This is a genomic window from Enterobacter sp. HMSC16D10 (assembly GCF_001807145.1).
GTDB classification, from domain to species: Bacteria; Pseudomonadota; Gammaproteobacteria; order Enterobacterales; family Enterobacteriaceae; genus Enterobacter; species Enterobacter roggenkampii.
Window position 1 is genome coordinate 124,507 of sequence record NZ_KV787915.1, and the last position, 21,964, is coordinate 146,470.

Consider the following 21,964-nt stretch of genomic DNA (forward strand, 5'->3'; position numbering starts at 1 on the left):
GTAGGCCGGGTAAGGCGCAGCCGCCACCCGGCAATTAAGGAGCCGATATGGTCACCGCACTCATTACCGTCGCCGCCCTCGCCTGGATCTGCCAGATGGCGTTTGGCGGCTGGCAAATCCATCGGTTTAACCGCGCGTTTGACGCCCTGTGCCAGAAAGGCCGCGTGGGCGTCGGGCGTTCCGGTGGACGCTTCAAGCCGCGGGTCGTCGTCGCTGTTGCGCTGGATGAAAACAACAAGGTCTGTGATTCCCTCATCATGCGCGGCATGACCGTCTTTGCCCGTCCGGTGAAAATCCAGGCAATCAACGGCATTTCGCTGCAGGAATTGCAGCCCGATGTGATCTTTCCCCATGATCCACTTTGTCAGAATGCACTATCATTAGCGCTTAATCTGAAACATGGATAATTTCGTTGTGAAAGATATAGACTTGCGAAATTATCATTTCGCAACCTAAGGAACGAAGCGCCTATGAAACCTCGTCAGCGGCAGGCGGCCATTCTTGAGTATCTGCAAAAACAGGGAAAATGCTCGGTGGAGGATCTGGCCCACTACTTTGACACCACCGGCACGACGATACGCAAGGACCTCGTATTGCTCGAAAACTCTGGCGCCGTCATTCGAACCTACGGCGGCGTGGTGCTCAATAAAGACGAAGCGGACCCGCCTATCGACCACAAAACGCTGATCAATACCCACCAGAAAGCGCTGATTGCCGAAGCCGCCGTAAAATTTATCCACGATGGCGACTCGATCATTCTGGATGCCGGCAGTACCGTCCTGCAGATGATCCCCCTGCTCAGCCGCTTTAACAACATCACGGTGATGACCAACAGCCTGCATATCGTCAACGCCCTGTCGGAGAACGACTGCGAGCAGACCATCCTGATGCCCGGCGGCACCTTCCGTAAAAAATCCGCGTCGTTCCACGGGCAGCTGGCGGAGAACGCCTTCGACCACTTCAGCTTCGATAAACTGTTTATGGGTACCGACGGCATCGACCTGAACGCGGGCGTCACGACGTTTAACGAGGTGTTCAGCGTCAGTAAAGCCATGTGCAACGCCGCGCGGGAAGTGATTTTGATGGCGGACTCGTCGAAGTTTGGCCGCAAAAGCCCCAACATTGTCTGTAGCCTTGAAAGCGTTGATAAGCTGATTACCGACGCGGGTATCGACCCGGCGTTCAAAAAAGCGCTGGAAGAGAAAGGCATCGACGTGATCGTAACCGGAGAGAGAGATGAGTGATTTTCTGTTAGAAACGGGCCGCCAGACGCTGATGCTGGAGCTGCAGGAAGCCAGCCGCCTGCCGGAACGTCTGGGCGAGGATTTTGTCCGCGCGGCCAACACCATTATCCACTGCGAAGGCAAAGTGATCGTGGCGGGCATCGGTAAATCCGGCCATATCGGCAAAAAGATTGCCGCGACGCTGGCCAGCACCGGCACCCCGGCCTTCTTCGTGCACCCTGCCGAAGCGCTGCACGGCGATCTGGGAATGATTGAAAGCCGCGACGTGATGCTGTTTATCTCCTACTCCGGTTCGGCGAAAGAGCTGGATCTCATTATTCCGCGCCTGCAGGAAAAATCGGTCGCCCTGCTGGCGATGACCGGGAAATCCCGCTCGCCCCTGGCGCTGGCCGCCAAAGCAACGCTGGATATTTCCGTTGAGCGTGAAGCCTGTCCGATGCACCTCGCCCCCACCTCCAGCACCGTAAATACCCTGATGATGGGCGACGCGCTGGCGATGGCGGTAATGCAGGCGCGCGGGTTTAACGAAGAAGATTTCGCCCGTTCGCATCCGGCGGGTGCGCTCGGAGCGCGCCTGCTCAACAAGGTTCACCACCTGATGCGCACAGAAGATGCGATTCCACAGGTCAAACTCAATACCAGCGTCATGGACGCGATGCTGGAGCTGAGCCGTACCGGTCTGGGGCTGGTGGCGGTGTGCGATGACGACGGATACGTCAAAGGCGTGTTCACCGACGGCGACCTGCGCCGCTGGCTGGTGGGCGGCGGTAAGCTGGAAACAGACGTGTCGGACGCCATGACCCAGGGCGGGCTGACGCTGAACGCCGAGAGCCGCGCCATTGAAGCCAAAGAGGTGCTGATGAAGCGCAAAATCACCGCCGCACCGGTGGTGGATGACACCGGCAGGCTGTGCGGTGCCATCAACCTGCAGGATTTCTATCAGGCCGGGATTATCTAACCCTTCAGCCCGAGACGCTTCGCCAGCCGGTGCAGGTTGGCGACGTCCATCTCCAGCGCCCGGGCGCACGCCGCCCAGTTGCGGTTGTTCTGCTCCAGCGCGCGGGTAATCATTTGACGCTGAAACGCCTCCGTGGCGTCACGCAGATTTTCATGCGCTCTCTCTGGTACAGCCTGCGCAATAGACGCAATTTCATCATGCTGCGCAAAATGCCGGGCATGTATAACCACTTCATCACCCGAACGCGTCGCTCGCGCCAGCACCACCGCGCGGTGAATCGCGTGTTCCAGCTCGCGCACGTTGCCCGGCCAGCCGTAGCTCAGCAGATGCGCCCTCGCCCCCGGGCTTAACACCACGCGGGAAAGCCCCATCCTGAGACGGCACTGTTCGCAGAAATAGCCCGCCAGCAGCACCACGTCGTCCCCGCGCTCGCGCAGCGGCGGCACGGTAAGCGGAAACACGCTCAGGCGGTGGAACAGGTCGGCGCGAAACTGCCCGGCCAGCACCGCCTCACGCAGGTCGCGGTTGGTCGCCGCCAGCACGCGCACATCCACTCTTAAGCTGCGGTCATCCCCCACGCGCTGGATATCGCCGTACTGCAATACGCGCAGAAGTTTGGCCTGGAGCGACAGGGAAAGCTCGCCTATTTCATCCAGAAACAGCGTGCCGTTATCGGCCATTTCGAACTTGCCGCTGCGGTTGCTGATGGCGCCGGTAAACGCCCCTTTGACGTGGCCAAACAATTCGCTTTCCGCCACGCTTTCCGGCAGCGCGGCGCAGTTGAGGTACACCAGCGGATTGACCGCGCGCGGCGACGCTTCGTGAATCGACTTCGCCACCAGCTCCTTGCCGGTGCCGGTCTCCCCGAAGATCAGCACGTTCAAATCGGACGCGGCAACAATCTCAATCTCTTTTTTGAGCTGCGCCATGCCCGGCGAGAGGCCAATCATCTCCGTGTGCGTCACCTGCTCAAACGCCGCCGGGCTGCCGGGAGAAATATTCTGACTCTCCAGCTGTTCAATCAGCAGCGCATTGTTCAGCGCCCCGGCGGCCAGGGCGGCAATCAGGCGAAGCTCCTCATCGCTGAAGGTATCGAACTGGTCCGGCGACAGGCCGTCGAGGGTCAGCGCCCCAATCAGATTCTGCCCTGCAAACAGCGGCAAGCCAATACAGGCGTGCACCTTCAGGCTCTCCTGGCCTGGAATCAGCCCGTCATATGGGTCGGGCAGATCGCTGTCCGCCGGGAAGCGCACCACGTCACCCGCGCGGGCAATGGTCTCCAGACGCGGATGGCCTTCAAGAGTAAAGCGCCGCCCGAGCACGTCCTTCGCCAGGCCATCGATGGCCAGTGGAATAAACTGCCGTCCTTCGTAGCGCAGCAGCGCCGAGGCGTCGCACGCCAGCACGTGGCGCAGCGTGGAGATCAGCCGCTGGAAGCGGTCCTGATGACCAATACCGGTTTGCAGTTCAATGGCGATTTTCGCCAGCACGTCTACGGAAAAGCTCATCTCTGCCTCGCTGTCATTTTGACAATACATGTTGTCATAGTGACACTGTTTTTAATAGTCATAATGACTACCCATTTCGGATCATAAAATTATTAACCTATAAAAATCAATAGATAAAAGTTGGCACGCGGCTTGATATAAGCAAACCATCCTATTTGAAAACGCGATATTACGCTGAGGTTTGCTATGTCTATTCTGGTTAAAAATAACATTCATTGGGTGGGTCAACGTGACTGGGAAGTGCGCGATTTCCACGGGACGGAATATAAAACGCTGCGCGGCAGCAGCTACAACAGCTATCTCATTCGTGAAGGTAAAAATGTGCTGATCGATACCGTCGATCACAAGTTCAGCCGCGAGTTCGTGCAGAACCTGCGCGGCGAAATCGATCTGAACGCCATCGACTACATCATCATCAACCACGCGGAGGAGGATCACGCCGGGGCCCTGACCGAGCTGATGTCGTATATTCCGGACACCCCGATCTACTGCACCACCAACGCCATCGACTCAATCAACGGCCACCACCACCATCCGGAGTGGAACTTCCACACCGTGAAAACGGGCGACGCGCTGGATATCGGCAACGGCAAGCAGCTGATCTTCGTGGAAACGCCGATGCTGCACTGGCCGGACAGCATGATGACCTATATGACCGGCGACGCGGTGCTGTTCAGCAACGACGCCTTCGGCCAGCACTACTGCGACGAACGTCTGTTCAACGACGAGGTGGATCAGACCGAGCTGTTCGAACAGTGCCAGCGGTACTACGCCAACATCCTCACCCCGTTCAGCCGTCTGGTGACGCCTAAAATCACCGAGATCCTCGGCTTTAACCTGCCGGTGGAGATGATTGCCACCTCCCACGGCGTGGTGTGGCGTGAAAACCCTACCCAGATCGTGGAGCTGTACCTGAAGTGGGCGGCGGATTATCAGGAAGATCGCATCACGATCTTCTACGACACCATGTCCAACAACACCCGCATGATGGCGGACGCCATTGCCCAGGGCATCAACGAAGTGGACCCGAACGTGGCGGTGAAAATCTTCAACGTGGCGCGCAGCGATAAAAACGAGATCCTCACCAACGTCTTCCGCTCCAAGGGCGTGCTGGTAGGCACCTCCACCATGAACAACGTGATGATGCCGAAGATTGCCGGCCTGGTCGAAGAGATGACCGGCCTGCGTTTTCGCAACAAGCGCGCCAGCGCCTTTGGCTCCCACGGCTGGAGCGGCGGTGCGGTCGACCGCCTTTCCACCCGTTTACAGGATGCAGGGTTTGAGATGTCGATGAGCCTGAAAGCGAAATGGCGGCCGGATATCGACGCCCTGGAAATCTGCCGCCAGCACGGCCGCGACATTGCCCGTCAGTGGGCGCTCGCACCGCTGCCGGAAACCGCCCCCGCCGCGGCGGTTGCGCCGGAAGCCATAGCTGAAGCCGCCGCTGCCGACCTCGGTCCTTGCATGCAGTGCAGCGTGTGCCAGTGGATTTACGACCCGGAACGGGGCGAGCCGCTGCAGGATGTCGCCCCGGGCACGCCGTGGAGCGAGGTGCCGGACACCTTCCTCTGCCCGGAATGTTCCCTCGGGAAAGACGTCTTTGATGAACTGGCAACGGAGGCAAAATGAGCCACGGCATCGTCATTATCGGCTCGGGCTTTGCCGCCCGCCAGCTGGTGAAAAATATCCGCAAGCAGGACGCTAACGTGCCGCTGACGCTGATCGCCGCCGACAGCATGGACGAGTACAACAAGCCTGATTTAAGCCACGTCATTAGCCAGAACCAGCGCGCAGACGATCTCACCCGCCAGACGGCGGGGGCGTTCGCAGAACAGTTTAACCTGCGTCTGTTTCCGTACACCTGGGTCACCGATATCGACGCCAACGCCCGTCTGGTGAAAGCGAAAGATAAAACCTGGCAGTACGACAAGCTGGTGCTGGCCACGGGTGCCTCTGCGTTTGTGCCGCCGGTTGAGGGCCGCGAGCTGATGGTCACGCTCAACAGCCAGCAGGCGTATCAGGCCAGCGAAACGGAGCTTCGCGACGCCACGCGGGTGATGATTGTCGGCGGCGGGCTGATCGGTACCGAGCTGGCGATGGACTTCTGCCGTGCGGGTAAATCCGTGACCCTGGTCGACCACGCGGCGAGCATTCTGTCAGCGCTGATGCCCGCGGAAGTGAGCAGTCGCTTACAGCATCGTCTGACCGACATGGGCGTGCATCTGCTGCTGAAATCGCAGCTGCAGAGCCTGAGCAAAACCGGCAGCGGCATACGTGTGACGCTCGACCGCAGCCGCAGCGTGGAGGTGGATGTGGTGATTGCGGCGACGGGGTTGCGCCCGGAAACGGCGCTGGCGCACCGCGCAGGCGCCGAAATCAACCGCGGCGTGAAGGTTAACAGCTACCTGCAAACCACGCAGCCGGACATGTATGCCCTGGGCGACTGCGCGGAAATTAACGGCCAGGTGCTGCCGTTCCTGCAGCCGATTCAGTTAAGCGCCATGTGCCTGGCGAAAAACCTGCTCGGCGGCAGTACGCCGGTGAAATTACCCGCCATGCTGGTAAAGGTCAAAACGCCGGAATTGCCGCTGCATCTCGCAGGCGAAACGCAGCGTCAGGATCTGGACTGGCAGATTGCCCTTTCGCCGCAGGGCATGGTGGCGCGCGGCACCGATACCGACGGTCAGATGCGCGCCTTTGTCGTCAGTGAGGACAGGATGAAGGAGGCCTTCGCCCTGCTGAAATCGCTCCCTGCTTAACCCTCCTGTTGCCGGGTGGCGCTGCGCTTACCCGGCCTACATGCAGACCCGTAAAAGCGTAGCGCCACCGGACTGGGTCGTTCAGGAACGTACCACCAGCGCGTCGTAGCCGCGCCAGCGGTAATTCGCCATGGAGATCAGCCAGCAGGCGACAAACAGACCCACGACGACAAACCCGGCGTTGCCCAGATTGTCGTTTACCGCGCCAATCAGATCCCAGAGGCCGCCGCTGAGGGCAAATTTATCCATCAGCAGACCCAGCGCTTCCAGCCCGCCGATAAACAGCGCCACCACCACGGAGGTGCCGGTGATGGTCATGTTGTAGTAAAGCTTGCGCTGCGGTTTGTTAAACGCCCAGCCGTAGGCACCCACCATCAGCAGGTTGTCGAGGGTATCCACCAGCGCCATGCCGCTGGCGAAGAGTGCCGGGAAGATCATGATTGACCACACCGACATTCCGCTGGACGCGCTGGCGGCAGAGATCCCCAGCACGCCGATCTCGGTGGCCGTGTCAAAGCCGAGACCAAACAGGAAACCGACCAGGTACATCTGCCAGCTTTTATTGACGAGGCGGAAGGTCTTGCCGAACAGCCAGTTCATTACCCCGCCCTGAGCCGGTAGCGTGATGTCGTCCTGCACCGGCCTGCCGCGTTTTAGCGCCTGAAAACTGCGCCAGACGCCGCGCAGGATCACCATATTCACCATCGCCATCGCCAACAGGAAGGTCGCGGAAACGGCGGTACCAATCAGGCTGCCGGTTTCGTGGAACCACGCCATGTTCTTTTGAAACGCCGTGGCGGTAGCGGCGATGGCAATGGAGGCCAGCACCACGATGGTGGAGTGGCCCAGCGAGAACCACGCCCCCACGCCGGACGGGCGTTTGCCCTGCTGCATCATCTTACGCGTCACGGTATCAATGGCGGCAATGTGGTCAGCGTCCACCGCATGACGCAGCCCGTAGCACCACGCCAGCAGGCTTGCCGCCATCAGCGCCGTGCTGCCGCTAAAGGTGTGCCATGCCCATCCCCAGGCCAGCAGGTTTGCCATTACCAGAGCCAGCAGCAGGAGCGCGGCGCGAGGTTCATTGCGTAACAGTCGTAACATTTTAATTCCTTTGTAAACATGACCGGGCAGCGGCGACCACCGCCTGCCCGAAGGAGATCGCTCCGTCACCTGCGGGCAGGCGCGAAGGAAAAAGAAGCGTAAAGTCAGAAAGATAATGACGCAGACGCGCGCGCAGCAGACGGTTGTGCAATACCCCGCCGCTGAGGCAGATTGTCGACAGCGACAGGCGCCGGGCGTGAAACGCGGCGAGCTGCGCCAGCCCTTTTGCCAGCGCGTCGTGAAACGCCCAGGCGCGCGCGCAGGGCTCCGCCTGCCAGCTCAGCCACTGCTGCCAGAAAAGCGCGAGGTTATCCACTATCAGCGTCACCGGATGGTCGACACCCGCGCACTGCGATGCCAGGGCTTCCAGCCGGCAGGCGGCTTCACCTTCCCAGGATTGCGTTTCGATACCCAGCGCGCAGGCGACTGCATCAAACAGGCGACCGCAGGACGAGGCCCGCGGCGCGTTGAGGCCACGCTGGATCGCCGTCGCCAGCAGCGGCCAGTTCTGGCGCTGTACCGCGTGGGTTTCCGGGTACTGCTGCCAGTCAGGCACAAACGCCAGGCAGTGGGCGAGCAGATTGCGCCACGGCTGCCGCGCCGCCAGATCGCCGCCCGGCAGCGCAACGGCAGGCAGGCCACCCAGATGCGCGTATTCGAGATAGCTGACCCGCAGACACTCTCCGCCCCACAGCGCGCCGTTTTCCCCCATGCCGATCCCGTCCAGCGTCAGGGCGATAACGTCTCCGCCCTCGCGCGGCCAGCCGTTTTCGGCCAGGCACGCCGCCGCGTGAGCGTGATGGTGGTGTACCTCTTCAAGGGGCAACGCCTGCGCCTGCGCCCACTGGCGAGCGCGGTATCCCGGATGGGCATCGCACACCACGCGCGTCGGCTGAAAGGCGTAAATGTCCTGCATCACCGACAGCGCGGAACGCCACTGCGCTTCCACACCCTCGTCACCGAGATCGCCAAAATGCTGGCTCAGCACCGCCTGGTTCCCACGCACCAGGCAGAAGGTGTTTTTCATCTCCGCCCCGGTGCATAACATGGCGGGGATATTGTCGAACCCGGCAGGCAGCGTGACGGCATCGGGCACAAAGCCGCGCGCGCGGCGCAGCATCGCACCGTCCCGATCCATCACCGAATCGTCCATCCGCTGCAGGATATCGCGGTTATGCAGCAGGAAGCCGTCCGCGATGTCGCTGAGCTCATCCAGTGCCTGGCGGTTGGTGACGGCAGGCGGTCTGCCGCTGAGGTTGCCGGAGGTCATCACCAGCGGGCGCTGACAGTCCATCATCAGAAGATGCTGCAGCGGGTTCGCAGGAAGCATGATGCCCACGGTATCCAGACCGGGCGCGATACCTTCCGGGAAGGCGGGCAGCCAGGCTTTTGGCGTGAGCACAATGGGTGCGGCGGGTGAGCGCAGCAGTGCCTGAACCGTCTCCGGCAGGTCATCCGCATGCGGGATCATTACCGCCAGCGGCTTCGACGGGCGCTGCTTGCGTGACCGAAGCGTCGCGACCGCCTGCGGGTTACGCGCATCGCAGACAAGGTGAAAGCCGCCCAGCCCTTTAACCGCGACAATACCACCGCTTTTCAGCATCGCCACCGCCGCGCGCAGCGCAGCCTCGCGCTCAGCGGTCATGTCGCCCGCACGCCACGCCAGCGCGGGTCCGCAGTCCGGGCAGGCGACCGGCTGGGCGTGAAAACGGCGGTCGGCAGGATTACGGTACTCTGCTTCACACGGCCCGCAGAGCGGGAACAGCGCCATTGCCGTGGCCGGGCGGTCGTAGGGCATGGCGCGGATAATGGTAAACCGCGGCCCGCAGTGGGTGCAGTTGATAAACGGATAGCGATAGCGGCGTTCGCGTGGGTCGCCCATCTCAGCCAGACACGCCGGGCAGGTCGCGGCATCGGGGACAATCTGGGTGTCCATCGTCCCGGCCCCGCTGTGGCGGATGGTAAAGTCCTCCGGCACGTGCGCCCAGGTAAACGGCTGCGTTTCCACGCGATCAATGCGTGCCAGCGGCGGGCAGTCCTGATGCAGCCTCGCGGTAAAGGCCCCCCCATTACCCGCGAGGCGCACCAGCACGCCCTCTCCGTCATTGCAGACGTCACCGGTCAGCTGAAGCGCCTGCGCCAGCTGCCAGACGAAGGGACGAAACCCCACGCCCTGCACCTTGCCGCGCACCCGCAGCTGAACGCCGTTGCTGCTCATACGGTTCAGAACAGCAGTGATGACGAGGTGTCGAACGCCGCGCGACGGCGCTTTTCGGCGCTCATCTGCTCAAGCTTGTCGCGATCCACGCAGACCAGCGCGTGCGTCGGGCAGGCTTCCATACAGGCCGGGCCGGCCTCACGGTGGTAGCACAGGTCGCACTTGTTGGCTTCGGCTTTCTCCGCCCGCACGCTCAGCCCCATGCCGCTGTTGCGCACCACCGGACGGACCACCACCTCCATCGCGCCATACGGGCAGGCAACCACGCAGGTTTTGCAGCCAATGCAGCGCTCCTGCATCACGTGCACAAAGCCTTTCTCGCGTTTAATCGCCCCGTTCGGGCAGACGTTCGCGCACGGAGCGTCTTCGCACTGGCGACAGATGGCGGCGGTGGAGATATTCACGCCTTTGATGACGTGGATGCGCGGCAGGAAGGTGTCAGGGGTGAGCGACGCACAGTCCTGCTCCGCCTGATGGGAAACCACGCACGCCACTTCACAGGTACGGCAACCAATACACTTACTGGCATCGGCCATAATAAAACGGTTCATCTGCTTCTCCAGCATTACAGTTATGCGCGGAGATATTCATAAACCGTGCCAATAAATAACACATTGATTTTATAGAACTTTAAAAATCGCAGCGGCGCTGTCATCGTCACTTATGACGATGACAGCTGTCGACATCAGCGGTGTGGGCCGTCAATAACCGAGTCGCGCAGGACAAGCTCGCCGGAGAAGGTTTGCTGATATTTAAACTCGCCGCCGTCGAGCATGAAGATCAGGCGGCTGATGGTCTCCTGAATCATCTCCGTTACCGGAATGCGTACGCTGGAGAGCGACGGCACGATGTAGGGTGCGATGGCCACATCGTCGAAACCGATCACCGACACCGCGTCGGGCGTGGCCACGCCGCTGTCGTGCAGCTGCTTCAGGGCACCGATGGCCATATCGTCATTGCTCGCCACCAGCGCCGTAAAGCGTTCGCCGCGCGCAAGCAGGTCGGACACCGCCGCCGCGCCGCTGGCGGGGTTCCACTTCCCCTGCGCGATCAGCCCCTCGCGCAGCGGAATACCGTGCTGCGCCAGCGCGTCCTTGTAGCCGGAGAGACGCTCGACCCCGGTGGGGGAATCCATCGAGCCGGTGATAAAGGCGATCTCCCGATGCCCTTTCGCAATCAGCTGTGACACCGCGTCCTGGCTGGAGGCTTTATGATCGGACCAGACGCTGTGGCTGCTGTTTTTCCGCAGGCGGCGGTTGAGCACCATAATGGGCTGCTCGCACTTCTCGACGATCGCATCCATCTCATCCACGCTCAGAAAACGCGGATAGATGATCACCGCGTCGCAGCGCATATCCAGCAGATACTGGATCGCCTCGCGCTCCTCATCAGCGCTGTGCTTGCCGTCCGCGAGGATCAGCTGTCGCCCTTTCTCTTCGGTCATGCGCGCGGCGTGAAACAGCAGTTCGCTAAAGTAGACGCCGTGATAAAGGGTGTTCGTCACCACCAGGCCCAGCGTCTGGGTGCGTTTGGTCGCCAGGTTGCGCGCCAGCAAATTTGGGCGATAGCCGCTCTCTTCAATGGCCTGAAACACCCGGTCTTTGGTCTCCTGGCTGACGTAGCCATTACCCGACAGCACCCGGGACACCGTCGCTTTCGAAACGCCTGCCCGCTTCGCCACTTCCAGCATCGTGGTCATGTTTTTTTTCCATCCGAAACTCATGCGGGCAGTGTACTGCACTGCAGAAAAATTGTCGCAGCGGCGACATCACGCTTTCGGCACCTCATTGCGACATTCATCACGAAACGAAAAAATGGTCAAAAAGCAATCTTGTTTCATTCATAAAAACTCATGATGATTATGTGGAACCGGTTTCCTACATTTCACACAACGATAACAGGATCACATCCGATGGCCAAAAATTACGCTGCGCTGGCGAACGACGTTATCAGCGCGCTGGGCGGCAAAGAGAACATCGTCGCCGTCACCCACTGCATGACGCGACTGCGTTTCGTTCTGAAAGACGAAACCCTCACCGACGCCGCGCGCCTGAAAAGCATCAGCGGCGTGCTCGGCGTGGTGCGTAACGACAACCAGTGCCAGGTGATTATTGGCAATACCGTCTCTCAGGCGTACCGCGAGGTGGTAAGCCTGCTGCCCGCTGACCTGCAGCCCGCGGTGCCGGAAGGCCCGCAAAAGCTGACGTTACGCAGCATTGGCGCCGGGATCCTCGACGCGCTGATCGGCACCATGTCCCCGCTGATCCCGGCGATCATCGGCGGCTCGATGGTCAAGCTGCTGGCGATGATCCTCGAGATGACCGGCGTGCTGCCCAAAGGCGCACCGACGCTCACCATTTTGACCGTCATCGGCGACGGCGCGTTCTTCTTCCTGCCGCTGATGGTGGCGGCCTCGGCGGCGGTGAAATTCAAAACCAACATGTCGCTGGCGATAGCCATTGCGGGCGTGCTGGTGCACCCGAGCTTTATCGAGCTGATGGCGAAAGCCGCGCAGGGCGAGCACGTTGAGTTCGCCTTTATCCCGGTGACGGCGGTGAAATACACCTACACCGTCATCCCCGCGCTGGTGATGACCTGGTGCCTGTCGTACATCGAACGCTGGGTGGATCGCATCACCCCGGCGGTGACGAAAAACTTCCTCAAGCCGATGCTGATCGTGCTGATTGCCGCCCCGCTCGCCATCGTGCTGATTGGCCCGCTGGGGATCTGGATCGGTAGCGCCATCTCCGCGCTGGTCTACACCATTCACGGCTACCTGGGCTGGCTCTCCGTGGCGATCATGGGCGCATTGTGGCCGCTGCTGGTGATGACCGGGATGCACCGCGTCTTTACGCCGACCATCATTCAGACCATTGCCGAAACGGGCAAGGAAGGGATGGTCATGCCGTCGGAAATTGGCGCCAACCTGTCGCTCGGCGGTTCGTCGCTGGCGGTGGCGTGGAAAACGAAAAACCCGGAGCTGCGCCAGACGGCGCTGGCGGCGGCGGCCTCCGCCATCATGGCGGGGATCTCTGAACCGGCCCTGTACGGCGTCGCGATCCGTCTGAAACGCCCGCTGATTGCCAGCCTGATCAGCGGCTTTATCTGCGGCGCGGTGGCGGGCATAGCCGGTCTTGCCAGCCATTCGATGGCGGCACCGGGGCTGTTCACCAGCGTGCAGTTCTTCGACCCGGCCAACCCGATGACCATCGTCTGGGTGTTTGGCGTGATGGGTCTGGCAGTGGTGCTGTCGTTTATTCTGACCCTGATACTGGGCTTTGAGGATATTCCGGTCGAAGACGAGGCTGAAAAAGCGCGCGCCCTGCAGACCGCACCGGTACAGAACAACGCAGCAAAAGCATAAATTGAAAGCGAGGTAAGAATGTCTGTTTTTCCACAAGGATTTTTATGGGGCGGCGCGCTTGCCGCCAACCAGAGCGAAGGGGCTTACCGTGAAGGCGGCAAAGGGCTGACGACGGTCGATATGATCCCCCACGGCGCGAATCGCCTGGCAGTGAAGCTCGGTAAGGAAAAGCGTTTCTCGCTGCGTGACGACGAGTTCTACCCGAGCCACGAGGCGATTGATTTTTACCATCGCTATAAAGAGGACATCGCCCTGATGGCGGAGATGGGCTTTACGGTGTTCCGCACCTCGATCGCCTGGAGCCGCCTCTATCCGAACGGCGACGAGCCGCTGCCGAACAAAGAAGGCATTGCCTTTTACCGCGCGGTGTTCGAGGAGTGCAAAAAGTACAACATCGAGCCGCTGGTGACCCTCTGCCACTTTGACGTGCCGATGCACCTGGTGACGGAGTACGGCTCCTGGCGCAACCGCAAGATGGTCGATTTCTTCGCCCGCTACGCCCGCACCTGCTTTGAAGAATTTAACGGGCTGGTGAAATACTGGCTGACCTTCAACGAAATCAACATCATGCTGCACAGCCCGTTCTCCGGGGCGGGACTGGTGTTTGAGGAAGGCGAAAACGAAGACCAGGTGAAATACCAGGCCGCGCACCACGAGCTGGTGGCGAGCGCGCTGGCGACCAAAATTGCCCACGAGGTAAACCCGGAAAACCAGGTCGGCTGCATGCTGGCGGGCGGTAACTTCTACCCCTACTCCTGCAAGCCGGAAGACGTGTGGATGGCGCTGGAGAAAGACCGCGAGAACCTGTTCTTTATCGACGTGCAGGCGCGCGGCCGCTATCCGGCCTATTCTGCCCGCGTGTTCCGCGAGAAAGGCGTGGTAATTGTGAAAGACCCGGGCGATGACGAACTGCTGAAAAATACCGTCGATTTTGTCTCGTTTAGCTACTACGCCTCGCGCTGCGCCTCGGCGGACATGAACGCGGGCAACACCAGCGCGGCGAACATCGTGAAGTCCCTGCGCAACCCGCACATCCAGGTAAGCGAATGGGGCTGGGGCATCGACCCGCTCGGGCTGCGCATCACCATGAACATGATGTACGACCGCTACCAGAAGCCGCTGTTCCTGGTGGAAAACGGCCTGGGGGCGAAAGATGTCGTTGATGAAAACGGCGAGATTAACGACGACTACCGCATCAGCTATCTGCGCGAGCATATCCGCGCAATGGGCGACGCGATTGAGGACGGCGTGCCGCTGATGGGCTACACCACCTGGGGCTGCATTGACCTGGTCTCGGCCTCAACCGGTGAGATGAGCAAGCGCTACGGGTTTGTATACGTCGACCGCGACGACGCTGGGAACGGCACGCTGGAGCGCAAACGCAAGAAATCGTTCGGATGGTATAAGAAGGTGATTGCGAGTAACGGGGCGGATCTCGAGTAGCCTGTTTTGCCGGGTGGCGGCTTCGCCTTACCCGGCCTACAAATCCGTAGGCCCGGTAAGCGTAGCGCCACCGGGCGCTGCTCAGAGCTGAGAAAAACCTCCATCCCCAACCCACCCGGCAAGCCGTGAATACACCACGTCCACCGCCTCTTTCACCGGCGGCGTCATCGGGTAATAAAACCCGACAATATCCGGCTGAATGCCCAAAAACAGCACCTCGCCCACGTCACCTTTGATCTGATCCACGAGGTAGTTCAGTGGCATATTGTGGGTGGTCATCATAAACATCTCGGCGATGTCGTCCGGGTCAATCAGGCGGATCTCGCCGGGGTTGAGCCCCATATCGGTGGCATCGACGATTAACAGCCTGTCCGGGCACAGCTCGCGGATGGCCACCACGTCGTTTTCCGGCGCGCTGCCGCCGTCAATCACCACCCAGTCGCCCTGCGGGTTGGCGGCACACATCTCTGCGAGCAGCGGACCCGCGCCGTCATCGCCCATCATGCTGTTGCCGACACACAGTAAAACGTCAGTCACGTAATCTCCTCACCATCAGGTAGATGGCGCTCTCCTGATGAATATCATGCAGCATGCCGAGCAGCGTTTTGCTCCACGCCTGCTGCTCGGGGGTTTGCCTGCCCAGCGCCGCGTCAAAGGCGTTGGCGAGCATGGCAATGTGGTTCGCATCGATCACGATCTCGCCGTACTTCGGCACGCCTTCCATTTTGCGCCGCGCCATACTGCCCTCCTCCAGCGTGGCAATCCACGCCAGGTATTCCGGCCAGGGGCAGTTCAGCGCGGCCTCCAGGCAGTCAATTACCCCGAGGTGATGCCCAATCGCCAGGCTGTAATAGACCACCTGCTGCGCCGCATCCGGCGTGGCATCGTTCTCATCAATAAACTTACGGCTCAGCTGGCTGAACACCACCGTTTCACTCATCGGATACGCGCCTCGTCGACGATGCTGTTCAGGTTCGCCACAATCTCATTGAGGCGCGGATCGTTTTCCGCCTCCAGCCAGCGTGCGACCTGGTGGTCACCCTGGCTCAGCAGGCGCAGATAGTCGTCGGCAATCTGGCGCCCGTAGCGGTACCCCGCCAGCCTGCGCGCCGTGCGGTCAACCTTCACCCGCAGCGGCTGCACCATGTCCGGGTGCAGAATGGCGGCCGGCTGGTTGTCGAGTTCGCCCGGCTCGCGGGCGTGGATTTTCTGCTCCAGCAGGCCGAGCGCCATCGCGAAGCCGTACAGCGTGGCGGCGGGCGTCGGCGGGCAGCCCGGGATGTAGACGTCCACCGGCACGATTTTGTCGGTGCCGCCCCAGACGCAGTAGAGGTCATGGAAGATGCCGCCGCTGTTGCCGCAGGCGCCGTACGAGATGCAGATTTTCGGGTCCGGCGCGGACTGCCAGGCGCGCAGCGCGGGCGAGCGCATTGCGCGGGTGACGGCCCCGGTGAACAGCAGGATGTCCGCATGACGCGGGGACGGCACCACTTTGATGCCGAAGCGCTCGGCGTCAAACAGCGGCGACAGCGTAGCGAAGATCTCAATCTCGCAGCCGTTGCAGCCGCCGCAGTCCACGCGGTAGACGTAGGCCGAGCGTTTGATTTTTTTCAGCAGCGACGCCTTCATGCTGGCGATGGATTCGTCCACCGTCATCGGCACCGGAATGCCGTTCGCGTCGCGCGGGCCCAGTAGGTTTTCCATCAGCTGGCCTCTCTCATGTGGCGGGTGATATCAATGCGGTCGGACGGCAGCAGGCACTTCTGTCGCTTGCACGCCGGGCAGGTTTCGAAGCTTTCGCGGTGGTGTTCCGCGCGCGCGTCGCCGTTGTGCTGCAGCAGCGCGATGGCGTAATCGATCTCTTTTTGCACGGCGAACGGGCGCTGGCAGACCCGGCAGTGGCACAGGTCAAAGCGCGACTGCTGCAGGAAATCCTCTTTCTTCCACACCGCCAGCTCGTACTCCTGAGACAGGCGAATGGCGACCGTCGGGCAGACCTCCTCACAGCGGCCGCAGAAGATGCAGCGTCCAAGGTTAAACTGCCAGGCCAGCTCGCCGGTTTTGAGATCCGTTTCCACCGTCAGGGCGTTCGACGGGCAGGCGTTGACGCAGGCCGCGCAGCCGATGCACTGCTGCGGGTTGTGCTCCGGCTTGCCGCGAAAGTTTTTGTCGACCGGCATCGGCTCCAGCGGATAGCGGCTGGTCTGCGTGCCGGTTTTGATCACTTTTTTGATGAAGGTAAACATGACGAATCCTTATTTCAGCGGCGAGTTCTTACGCTCGATGCTGTAGCGCTCAAGCTCTTTGTACGGCACCACCTGGCTTTTCTTCTTGCGCACGTCCACGACGGTCATGCGGTCGGTGCAGGAGTAGCACGGGTCGAGGCTGCCGATGATCAGCGGCGCGTCGGAGACAGTGTTGCCGCGCAGCATATAGCGCAGGGTTGGCCAGTTGGCGTAGGTCGCCGCACGGCAGCGCCAGCGGTAGAGCTTCTGGTTGTCGCCGGTCATGCTCCAGTGGATGTCGTCCCCGCGCGGCGCTTCGGCAAAGCCGAGGGCAAAGCGGTTTGGAATGTAGGTGAAGCCTTCCACCATCAGCGGGCCGCCCGGCAGGTTGTCCAGACCGAAGTCGATCATGTTCAGCGCGGTGAACACCTCGTTGATGCGCACCTTCAGGCGGGAAATGACGTCGCAGCCCTGCTCGCTGTGCACGGTCATCGGCAGCAGGCCATAGCCGACGAACGGGTGATCGGCGCGGGTGTCGCGGGCGTGGCCGCTGGCGCGCACCATCGGGCCGACGTTGCTGAAGTCGCGGGCAATCTCCGGGTCAAGACGGCCAATGCCGACGGTGCGCTGCTCGATGTTGGGCGTGCTGAGCAGCATGTCCACCAGCTCCTGCACGTCCCGGCGCATCTGCTGCGCCAGCAGGCGGGTCTGGATCATGTCATCCTTCAGCAGGTCGCGGCGGATCCCGCCGATCAGGTTCAGACCGTAAGTTTTGCGCGCCCCGGTGAGGATCTCCGCCATCTTCATCGACGCCTCACGCACGCGGAAGAACTGCATAAACCCGGAGTCAAAGCCGACGAAGTGGCAGGCCAGGCCGAGGTTCAGCAGGTGCGAGTGCAGGCGCTCCACCTCCAGCAGGATGGCGCGGATCATCTGCGCGCGTTCCGGCACCACGATCCCCATGCCGTTCTCTACCGAGGTGGTGTAGGCGGTGCTGTGGGCGAAGCCGCAGATGCCGCACACGCGGTCAGAAAGAAACGTCACTTCGTTGTAGCCCATGCGGGTCTCCGCCAGCTTCTCCATGCCGCGGTGGACGTAGAACAGGCGGTAGTCGGCGTCGATAATGTTTTCACCGTCAACGAACAGGCGGAAGTGGCCCGGTTCGTCAGAGGTGACGTGCAGCGGGCCGATCGGCACCACGTTATTCTTCTTGCTGCCCAGCTCGTTGATGAACTCGTAGGTTTCGCTGTCGGTAGTCGGCGCCGGGCGCTGGCGGTAGTCCATGCTGTCTTTGCGCAGCGGATAGAGTTCGTCCGGCCAGTCGTCCGGCAGCACCAGACGGCGCTCGTCCGGCAGGCCAACCGGCACCAGGCCATACATATCGCGCACTTCACGCTCGCCCCAGACGGCGGCGGGCACGCGCGGCGTGACGGACGGGTATTCCGGTTTATTCGGGTCGACCTCGACGCGCACGGTGATCCAGCACTTCTCGCCCTGCTCCATCGACATCACGTAATACACCGCGTAACTGCCGCACAGCTGGCGCTCGTCGTTACCGAACAGCACCGACAGCCAGCCGCCCTGCCGGTAGTAGAGAAACTCCACCACTTCCGGCAGATAGTTCACCTTAATGGTGACGGTGATCTGGTCTTTGGTTTGCCAGGACTCCTCCAGCACCACGCCCGGGAAAGCCTGATGCAACGCGGCGAGATACTGCTGACCTTTCTTTTCTTCAGACATAAATACTCTCTTTAATCACGCCACCAGCAAGGAGACGAACGCTAAAAATGCAAAACCAAACCCGGCCCAGGTGATGCGGGACGTTTCCACAAAACGCAGGCGCGCCATGCTGTTTTCGAACAGGGCAATGACCAGCACGCCGACCAGTAGCTTGAGGGCGGCAACCACGACGGCCAGCAGCAGACCGCCCGCGGAGAAGTGCGTCATCTGCCCCCACGGGAAGAAGACGCCGACAAACATCTGCAGCACCACCAGCTGTTTGAGGCTGATGCCCCACTTCAGCACCGCAAAGCCGTAGCCGCTGTATTCGGTGAGCGGCCCTTCCTGCAGCTCCTGCTCGGCTTCGGCCAGATCGAACGGCAGCTTGCCCATCTCGATAAACGTGGCGAACGCGCAGGCGCACAGCGCCAGCACCAGCGGAAGGGAGCGGGCAACTGGCCAGTGGTAAACGGTGTCGGTGATAAAGCTGATGTGCGTGGAACCCGCAACCTGCGCGGCGACCCACAGCCCCAGCAGCAGGATCGGCTCAACCAGCACGCCGAGCATCGCCTCGCGGCTGGCACCGATGCCGGTAAACGGGCTACCGGTGTCCAGGCCCGCAATCGCAAAGAAGAAGCGGGCGATGGCGAAGAGGTAGATAAGGGTAATCAGATCGCCAAGCACGGGCAGGGGCGAAGCCACCGTCACCACCGGCAGCGCGGTGGCGACGGTGAGCATCACGCCCACCATCACAAACGGCGTCAGGCGGAAGACCCAGCCTGCGGCATCCGGGGCCACACTCTGGCGAGAAAGCAGCTTGAAGAGATCGCGGTACTCCTGCAGTACGCCAGGCCCACGACGGTTGTGCATCCGGGCGCGCGCCACGCGCGTGATGCCCGACAGCAGCGGCGCGGCGGCGAACAGCACCAGCGCCTGAAGAATTGCCAGTAACAGACTCATGTCAGGCTCCTCGTGAAATCACAATCACTACCAGTACCGCCAGCTCGATCAGCGCCAGACGGCGGAACAGCGCGGGCGCGGCAGCGTTCTGCCAGCCGGGTACCCAGCCCACCGGGTTCAGCCAGTGGCGCAGCTTCAGCACGGCGGCGAAGTTCTCTTTCACCGGCATAGCAAAACCGTGGGCGGTGATGACCATCGACTGTTCGTGTTCATAACCGCAGGCCCACGCGGCACCGCGCGAGCGGGAGGTGAGCCGGTCGCGTTTGAAGAACAGCATCAGCACGAACGGCAGCAGCGGCGCGGCAATCAGCAGCAGTGCAATCATCGGCTGGGAAACGACGGTGTGCGCCGTCTCAAGCGGCAGAGGAATGGCGTGGCCCAGCAGCGGCAGCAGCCACGGCGCGGCAACCCCGCCCGCGATGCAGCACAGCGCCAGCGCGACCACGCTTACGCCCATCAGTACCGGTGCGCAGCAGGCGTTCTCAGCCTCACGCGTACGCGGCGCACCAAGGAAGGTCACGCCATAGACTTTCGCCATGCACATCACGGCCAGCGCCCCGGTAATCGCCAGCCCGACCGCCAGCAGCGGCCCCAGCAGGCGGGCGATAAACGCCTCGCTCTGACCGAGGGCGAAGAAGGACTGATAGATCACCCACTCCCCGGCAAAGCCGTTCAGCGGCGGCAGCGCGGCCATCGCCATCAGCCCGACCAGCATCGCCAGCGAAATCACCGGCATTTTTTTGCCAATCCCACCGAGCTTTTCGATATCCCGATGGCCAGTGCGGAACCAGACGCTGCCCGCCCCGAGAAACAGGGTGCTTTTAAACAGGCTGTGGTTAATCAGGTGATACAGACCGCCGATAAAGCCGGCGGCAATCAGCGCCGGTTGATTAAGCGCCAGCCCGGTCACGCCCGCGCCCATGCCGAGCAGGATGATGCCGATATTCTCCAGCGTGTGGTACGCCAGAAGACGCTGGATATTGTGCTCCATCAGCGCGTACAGGCCGCCGATGAAGGCGGTGATCATGCCCGCAATCAGCAGCACCACGCCCCACCACAGCGGCGGCTGGCCGCCGGTCAGCGTCATCGCCAGAATCCCGAACAGACCGACCTTCATCACCACCACAGAAAACAGCGCGGCAGCGGGCGCGGAGGCATTCGCATGCGCCTGCGGCACCCAGCCGTGCAGCGGGATAATCCCGGCCAGCAGGCCAAAGCCGATCACGCCCAGCAGCCAGACGTCATTGCCCAGCGGATGCCCGTTAAGCGCAGCGAACTCCAGCGTGCCGAAACGCTGCCACACCCGCCAGCAGGCCAGCGCCAGCAGCAGCGTCCCGAGGCGTCCCAGCGCAAACCACACTTTCCCGGAGGCGCTGCAGCCGGTCAGGAACACGCCGCACAGCGCCATAATCTCCGCCATCACCACCAGCGCGCCGAGGTTGCTGGCGATCACGGTGCACACCGCCGTCGCCATCAGCAGGTTCACCAGCAGGCCGTTGGCTTTGGCGTGCGGATGGCGGTGCCAGTCGATATTGAACAGGCTGATAAACAGCCCGCACAGGCCAAAGGTCACCAGCCAGATGGCGTTCAGCGGCGTAATCGCAACGGTGTGGCGAATCAGCGGCATCACGGCCTCTGCGGACTGCCCGCCGAGCAGGACAACTCCACCCGCCGCCAGCGTCATCAGGCTGCCGACCGCCCCGCCGATCCCGGCGATCCAGCCGCTCAGGGTTTTATGGAATGACAGAAGCCACGCCAGCACGGCGGCGGCGGCAAAGTACGCCACGGCGCTGGTAATCATCGTAATCGCGTTCATTTAACCCCCTCGTTGAGCGCCTGCAGAAGCGAAAGATCGCCGACGTCGGTATTAATGGTCAGCTCGCGCTTGCGCTTGCTGGTGCGGGCGATGTCGCGAATGTTCACCAGAATCAGCGCTTTGGTTGGACAGGTGCGCACGCAGGCCGGGCCCTGTTCATCGAAGCTGCACAGGTCGCACTTCACCGCCACGGCGCGGATGCCGGGCACCCAGTCCAGCAGCGTGCTGACGCGTGCAGGCGCCGGAGGCGCGGGCGGGGCTTTAGGCGAGTTGGCATTAGCCGGAATATGCAGCGGGCGGCTGCCGGAGAATTCAATCGCGCCGAACGGGCAGGCAATGCCGCACAGCTTGCAGCTTACGCACAGGCTTTCGTTCAGCTGGACTGCGCCATCCACGCGGGTGATGGCGTTCACGGGACAGACACCCGCGCAGGGGGCATCTTCACAGTGATGGCAGAGCTGCGGGGCAGACTCTTTTTCATTACGCATGACGTGCAGGCGCGGCATGGACTGTAGCCCATGCAGGCGATGCGTTTCCGAACACGCCGCCTCACAGGTTCGACAGCCAATACAGACCGTCGAGTCAGCAATTACAAAACGGTTCACCGGGTTATCCTCTGGTGATAGTCATTTTTGACGAAAAACTG

The 21,964-nt window shown here is 61.6% G+C and carries 20 protein-coding genes; 7 read left to right on the top strand and 13 right to left on the bottom strand.

The features are described 5' to 3' along the window. The first annotated feature begins 47 nt into the window (after nt 1-47). From gutM to gutQ, 3 genes are all read left to right on the top strand, one after another. Entirely contained in the window at nt 48-407 is a 360-nt protein-coding gene (gutM, locus tag HMPREF3143_RS22790; protein ID WP_032653148.1) for a transcriptional regulator GutM, read from the top strand. Nucleotides 408-470: 63 nt separating this feature from the next. Then, nucleotides 471-1,244, top strand: coding sequence for a glucitol operon DNA-binding transcriptional repressor SrlR (locus HMPREF3143_RS22795; protein ID WP_039025238.1), 774 nt, complete (start codon nt 471-473; stop codon nt 1,242-1,244). After that, nucleotides 1,237-2,202 (top strand): arabinose-5-phosphate isomerase GutQ, encoded by a 966-nt coding sequence (gene gutQ / locus HMPREF3143_RS22800; protein ID WP_021241948.1) that lies wholly within the window; start codon nt 1,237-1,239, stop codon nt 2,200-2,202. The genes HMPREF3143_RS22795 and gutQ overlap by 8 nt, the downstream gene beginning before the upstream one ends. Here the strand turns inward: gutQ and norR are convergent. Further along, the gene (norR, locus tag HMPREF3143_RS22805) at nt 2,199-3,710 is read right to left on the bottom strand and encodes a nitric oxide reductase transcriptional regulator NorR (RefSeq protein WP_070534332.1); all 1,512 of its coding nucleotides are present in this window, start codon (nt 3,708-3,710) and stop codon (nt 2,199-2,201) included. The two genes, gutQ and norR, sit on opposite strands and share 4 nt — an antisense overlap. A gap of 186 nt (nt 3,711-3,896) precedes the next feature. On the opposite strand from norR, the gene norV reads away from it, so the two are divergent. Beyond that, nucleotides 3,897-5,339, top strand: coding sequence for an anaerobic nitric oxide reductase flavorubredoxin (gene norV, locus HMPREF3143_RS22810; RefSeq protein ID WP_070534333.1), 1,443 nt, complete (start codon nt 3,897-3,899; stop codon nt 5,337-5,339). Next, nucleotides 5,336-6,469: an NADH:flavorubredoxin reductase NorW gene (norW, locus tag HMPREF3143_RS22815; protein ID WP_070534334.1), complete on the top strand. Its 1,134-nt coding sequence runs from the start codon at nt 5,336-5,338 to the stop codon at nt 6,467-6,469. The genes norV and norW overlap by 4 nt, the downstream gene beginning before the upstream one ends. Before the next feature lie 81 nt (nt 6,470-6,550). On the opposite strand, the gene HMPREF3143_RS22820 is transcribed toward norW, so the two are convergent. From HMPREF3143_RS22820 to HMPREF3143_RS22835, 4 genes are all read right to left on the bottom strand, one after another. Next, on the bottom strand, nt 6,551-7,573 hold the full coding sequence (locus tag HMPREF3143_RS22820) for a HoxN/HupN/NixA family nickel/cobalt transporter (RefSeq protein WP_070534335.1): 1,023 nt from the start codon (nt 7,571-7,573) through the stop codon (nt 6,551-6,553). A 1-nt stretch (nt 7,574) separates the two neighbouring features. Continuing rightward, nucleotides 7,575-9,791, bottom strand: a complete 2,217-nt coding sequence (gene hypF / locus HMPREF3143_RS22825) for a carbamoyltransferase HypF (protein ID WP_070534336.1) — start codon at nt 9,789-9,791, stop codon at nt 7,575-7,577. 5 nt (nt 9,792-9,796) lie between these two features. After that, complete coding sequence (gene hydN / locus HMPREF3143_RS22830) at nt 9,797-10,342, bottom strand: electron transport protein HydN (RefSeq protein ID WP_008499565.1); 546 nt, start codon at nt 10,340-10,342, stop codon at nt 9,797-9,799. Nucleotides 10,343-10,476: 134 nt separating this feature from the next. Beyond that, on the bottom strand, nt 10,477-11,490 hold the full coding sequence (locus HMPREF3143_RS22835; RefSeq protein ID WP_023325960.1) for a LacI family DNA-binding transcriptional regulator: 1,014 nt from the start codon (nt 11,488-11,490) through the stop codon (nt 10,477-10,479). Nucleotides 11,491-11,703: 213 nt separating this feature from the next. Here HMPREF3143_RS22835 and ascF point away from each other — a divergent pair, with 213 nt between their 5' ends. Together ascF and HMPREF3143_RS22845 are read left to right on the top strand one after the other, a co-directional pair. Next, complete coding sequence (ascF, locus tag HMPREF3143_RS22840) at nt 11,704-13,155, top strand: PTS cellobiose/arbutin/salicin transporter subunit IIBC (RefSeq protein WP_063436623.1); 1,452 nt, start codon at nt 11,704-11,706, stop codon at nt 13,153-13,155. A gap of 18 nt (nt 13,156-13,173) precedes the next feature. Beyond that, nucleotides 13,174-14,598: a 6-phospho-beta-glucosidase gene (locus HMPREF3143_RS22845; protein ID WP_045354360.1), complete on the top strand. Its 1,425-nt coding sequence runs from the start codon at nt 13,174-13,176 to the stop codon at nt 14,596-14,598. An 81-nt stretch (nt 14,599-14,679) separates the two neighbouring features. On the opposite strand, the gene hycI is transcribed toward HMPREF3143_RS22845, so the two are convergent. The 8 genes from hycI to HMPREF3143_RS22885 are packed head-to-tail and all read right to left on the bottom strand — an operon-like array spanning nt 14,680 to nt 21,923. Further along, nucleotides 14,680-15,135, bottom strand: coding sequence for a hydrogenase maturation peptidase HycI (hycI, locus tag HMPREF3143_RS22850; RefSeq protein WP_070534337.1), 456 nt, complete (start codon nt 15,133-15,135; stop codon nt 14,680-14,682). Then, on the bottom strand, nt 15,128-15,538 hold the full coding sequence (locus tag HMPREF3143_RS22855; RefSeq protein ID WP_070534338.1) for a formate hydrogenlyase maturation HycH family protein: 411 nt from the start codon (nt 15,536-15,538) through the stop codon (nt 15,128-15,130). Before HMPREF3143_RS22855 ends, hycI begins: the two co-directional genes overlap by 8 nt. Next, nucleotides 15,535-16,302: an NADH-quinone oxidoreductase subunit B family protein gene (locus HMPREF3143_RS22860; protein WP_021241938.1), complete on the bottom strand. Its 768-nt coding sequence runs from the start codon at nt 16,300-16,302 to the stop codon at nt 15,535-15,537. Before HMPREF3143_RS22860 ends, HMPREF3143_RS22855 begins: the two co-directional genes overlap by 4 nt. Beyond that, on the bottom strand, nt 16,302-16,844 hold the full coding sequence (locus HMPREF3143_RS22865; protein WP_008499573.1) for a formate hydrogenlyase complex iron-sulfur subunit: 543 nt from the start codon (nt 16,842-16,844) through the stop codon (nt 16,302-16,304). Before HMPREF3143_RS22865 ends, HMPREF3143_RS22860 begins: the two co-directional genes overlap by 1 nt. Before the next feature lie 9 nt (nt 16,845-16,853). Continuing rightward, nucleotides 16,854-18,563, bottom strand: coding sequence for a formate hydrogenlyase subunit HycE (gene hycE / locus HMPREF3143_RS22870; RefSeq protein ID WP_070534339.1), 1,710 nt, complete (start codon nt 18,561-18,563; stop codon nt 16,854-16,856). A gap of 15 nt (nt 18,564-18,578) precedes the next feature. Continuing rightward, nucleotides 18,579-19,502 carry a respiratory chain complex I subunit 1 family protein gene (locus HMPREF3143_RS22875; RefSeq protein WP_023294425.1) on the bottom strand — a complete coding sequence of 308 codons (924 nt, stop codon included), beginning with the start codon at nt 19,500-19,502 and terminating at the stop codon, nt 18,579-18,581. Between the two features lies 1 nt (nt 19,503). Then, nucleotides 19,504-21,318, bottom strand: a complete 1,815-nt coding sequence (gene hycC, locus HMPREF3143_RS22880; protein ID WP_032664254.1) for a formate hydrogenlyase subunit 3 — start codon at nt 21,316-21,318, stop codon at nt 19,504-19,506. Next, nucleotides 21,315-21,923 (bottom strand): 4Fe-4S dicluster domain-containing protein, encoded by a 609-nt coding sequence (locus tag HMPREF3143_RS22885; protein ID WP_023294427.1) that lies wholly within the window; start codon nt 21,921-21,923, stop codon nt 21,315-21,317. The genes hycC and HMPREF3143_RS22885 overlap by 4 nt, the downstream gene beginning before the upstream one ends. Nucleotides 21,924-21,964 lie beyond the last annotated feature (41 nt).

What these genes read in the sequence shown, in the direction of transcription:
- gutM (WP_032653148.1), top strand. Translation starts at nt 48, where the DNA reads ATGGTCACCGCACTCATTACCGTCGCCGCCCTCGCCTGGATCTGCCAG.
- HMPREF3143_RS22795 (WP_039025238.1), top strand. Translation starts at nt 471, where the DNA reads ATGAAACCTCGTCAGCGGCAGGCGGCCATTCTTGAGTATCTGCAAAAA.
- gutQ (WP_021241948.1), top strand. Translation starts at nt 1,237, where the DNA reads ATGAGTGATTTTCTGTTAGAAACGGGCCGCCAGACGCTGATGCTGGAG.
- norR (WP_070534332.1), bottom strand. Translation starts at nt 3,710, where the DNA reads ATGAGCTTTTCCGTAGACGTGCTGGCGAAAATCGCCATTGAACTGCAA.
- norV (WP_070534333.1), top strand. Translation starts at nt 3,897, where the DNA reads ATGTCTATTCTGGTTAAAAATAACATTCATTGGGTGGGTCAACGTGAC.
- norW (WP_070534334.1), top strand. Translation starts at nt 5,336, where the DNA reads ATGAGCCACGGCATCGTCATTATCGGCTCGGGCTTTGCCGCCCGCCAG.
- HMPREF3143_RS22820 (WP_070534335.1), bottom strand. Translation starts at nt 7,573, where the DNA reads ATGTTACGACTGTTACGCAATGAACCTCGCGCCGCGCTCCTGCTGCTG.
- hypF (WP_070534336.1), bottom strand. Translation starts at nt 9,791, where the DNA reads ATGAGCAGCAACGGCGTTCAGCTGCGGGTGCGCGGCAAGGTGCAGGGC.
- hydN (WP_008499565.1), bottom strand. Translation starts at nt 10,342, where the DNA reads ATGAACCGTTTTATTATGGCCGATGCCAGTAAGTGTATTGGTTGCCGT.
- HMPREF3143_RS22835 (WP_023325960.1), bottom strand. Translation starts at nt 11,490, where the DNA reads ATGACCACGATGCTGGAAGTGGCGAAGCGGGCAGGCGTTTCGAAAGCG.
- ascF (WP_063436623.1), top strand. Translation starts at nt 11,704, where the DNA reads ATGGCCAAAAATTACGCTGCGCTGGCGAACGACGTTATCAGCGCGCTG.
- HMPREF3143_RS22845 (WP_045354360.1), top strand. Translation starts at nt 13,174, where the DNA reads ATGTCTGTTTTTCCACAAGGATTTTTATGGGGCGGCGCGCTTGCCGCC.
- HMPREF3143_RS22855 (WP_070534338.1), bottom strand. Translation starts at nt 15,538, where the DNA reads ATGAGTGAAACGGTGGTGTTCAGCCAGCTGAGCCGTAAGTTTATTGAT.
- HMPREF3143_RS22860 (WP_021241938.1), bottom strand. Translation starts at nt 16,302, where the DNA reads ATGGAAAACCTACTGGGCCCGCGCGACGCGAACGGCATTCCGGTGCCG.
- HMPREF3143_RS22865 (WP_008499573.1), bottom strand. Translation starts at nt 16,844, where the DNA reads ATGTTTACCTTCATCAAAAAAGTGATCAAAACCGGCACGCAGACCAGC.
- hycE (WP_070534339.1), bottom strand. Translation starts at nt 18,563, where the DNA reads ATGTCTGAAGAAAAGAAAGGTCAGCAGTATCTCGCCGCGTTGCATCAG.
- HMPREF3143_RS22875 (WP_023294425.1), bottom strand. Translation starts at nt 19,502, where the DNA reads ATGAGTCTGTTACTGGCAATTCTTCAGGCGCTGGTGCTGTTCGCCGCC.
- hycC (WP_032664254.1), bottom strand. Translation starts at nt 21,318, where the DNA reads ATGAACGCGATTACGATGATTACCAGCGCCGTGGCGTACTTTGCCGCC.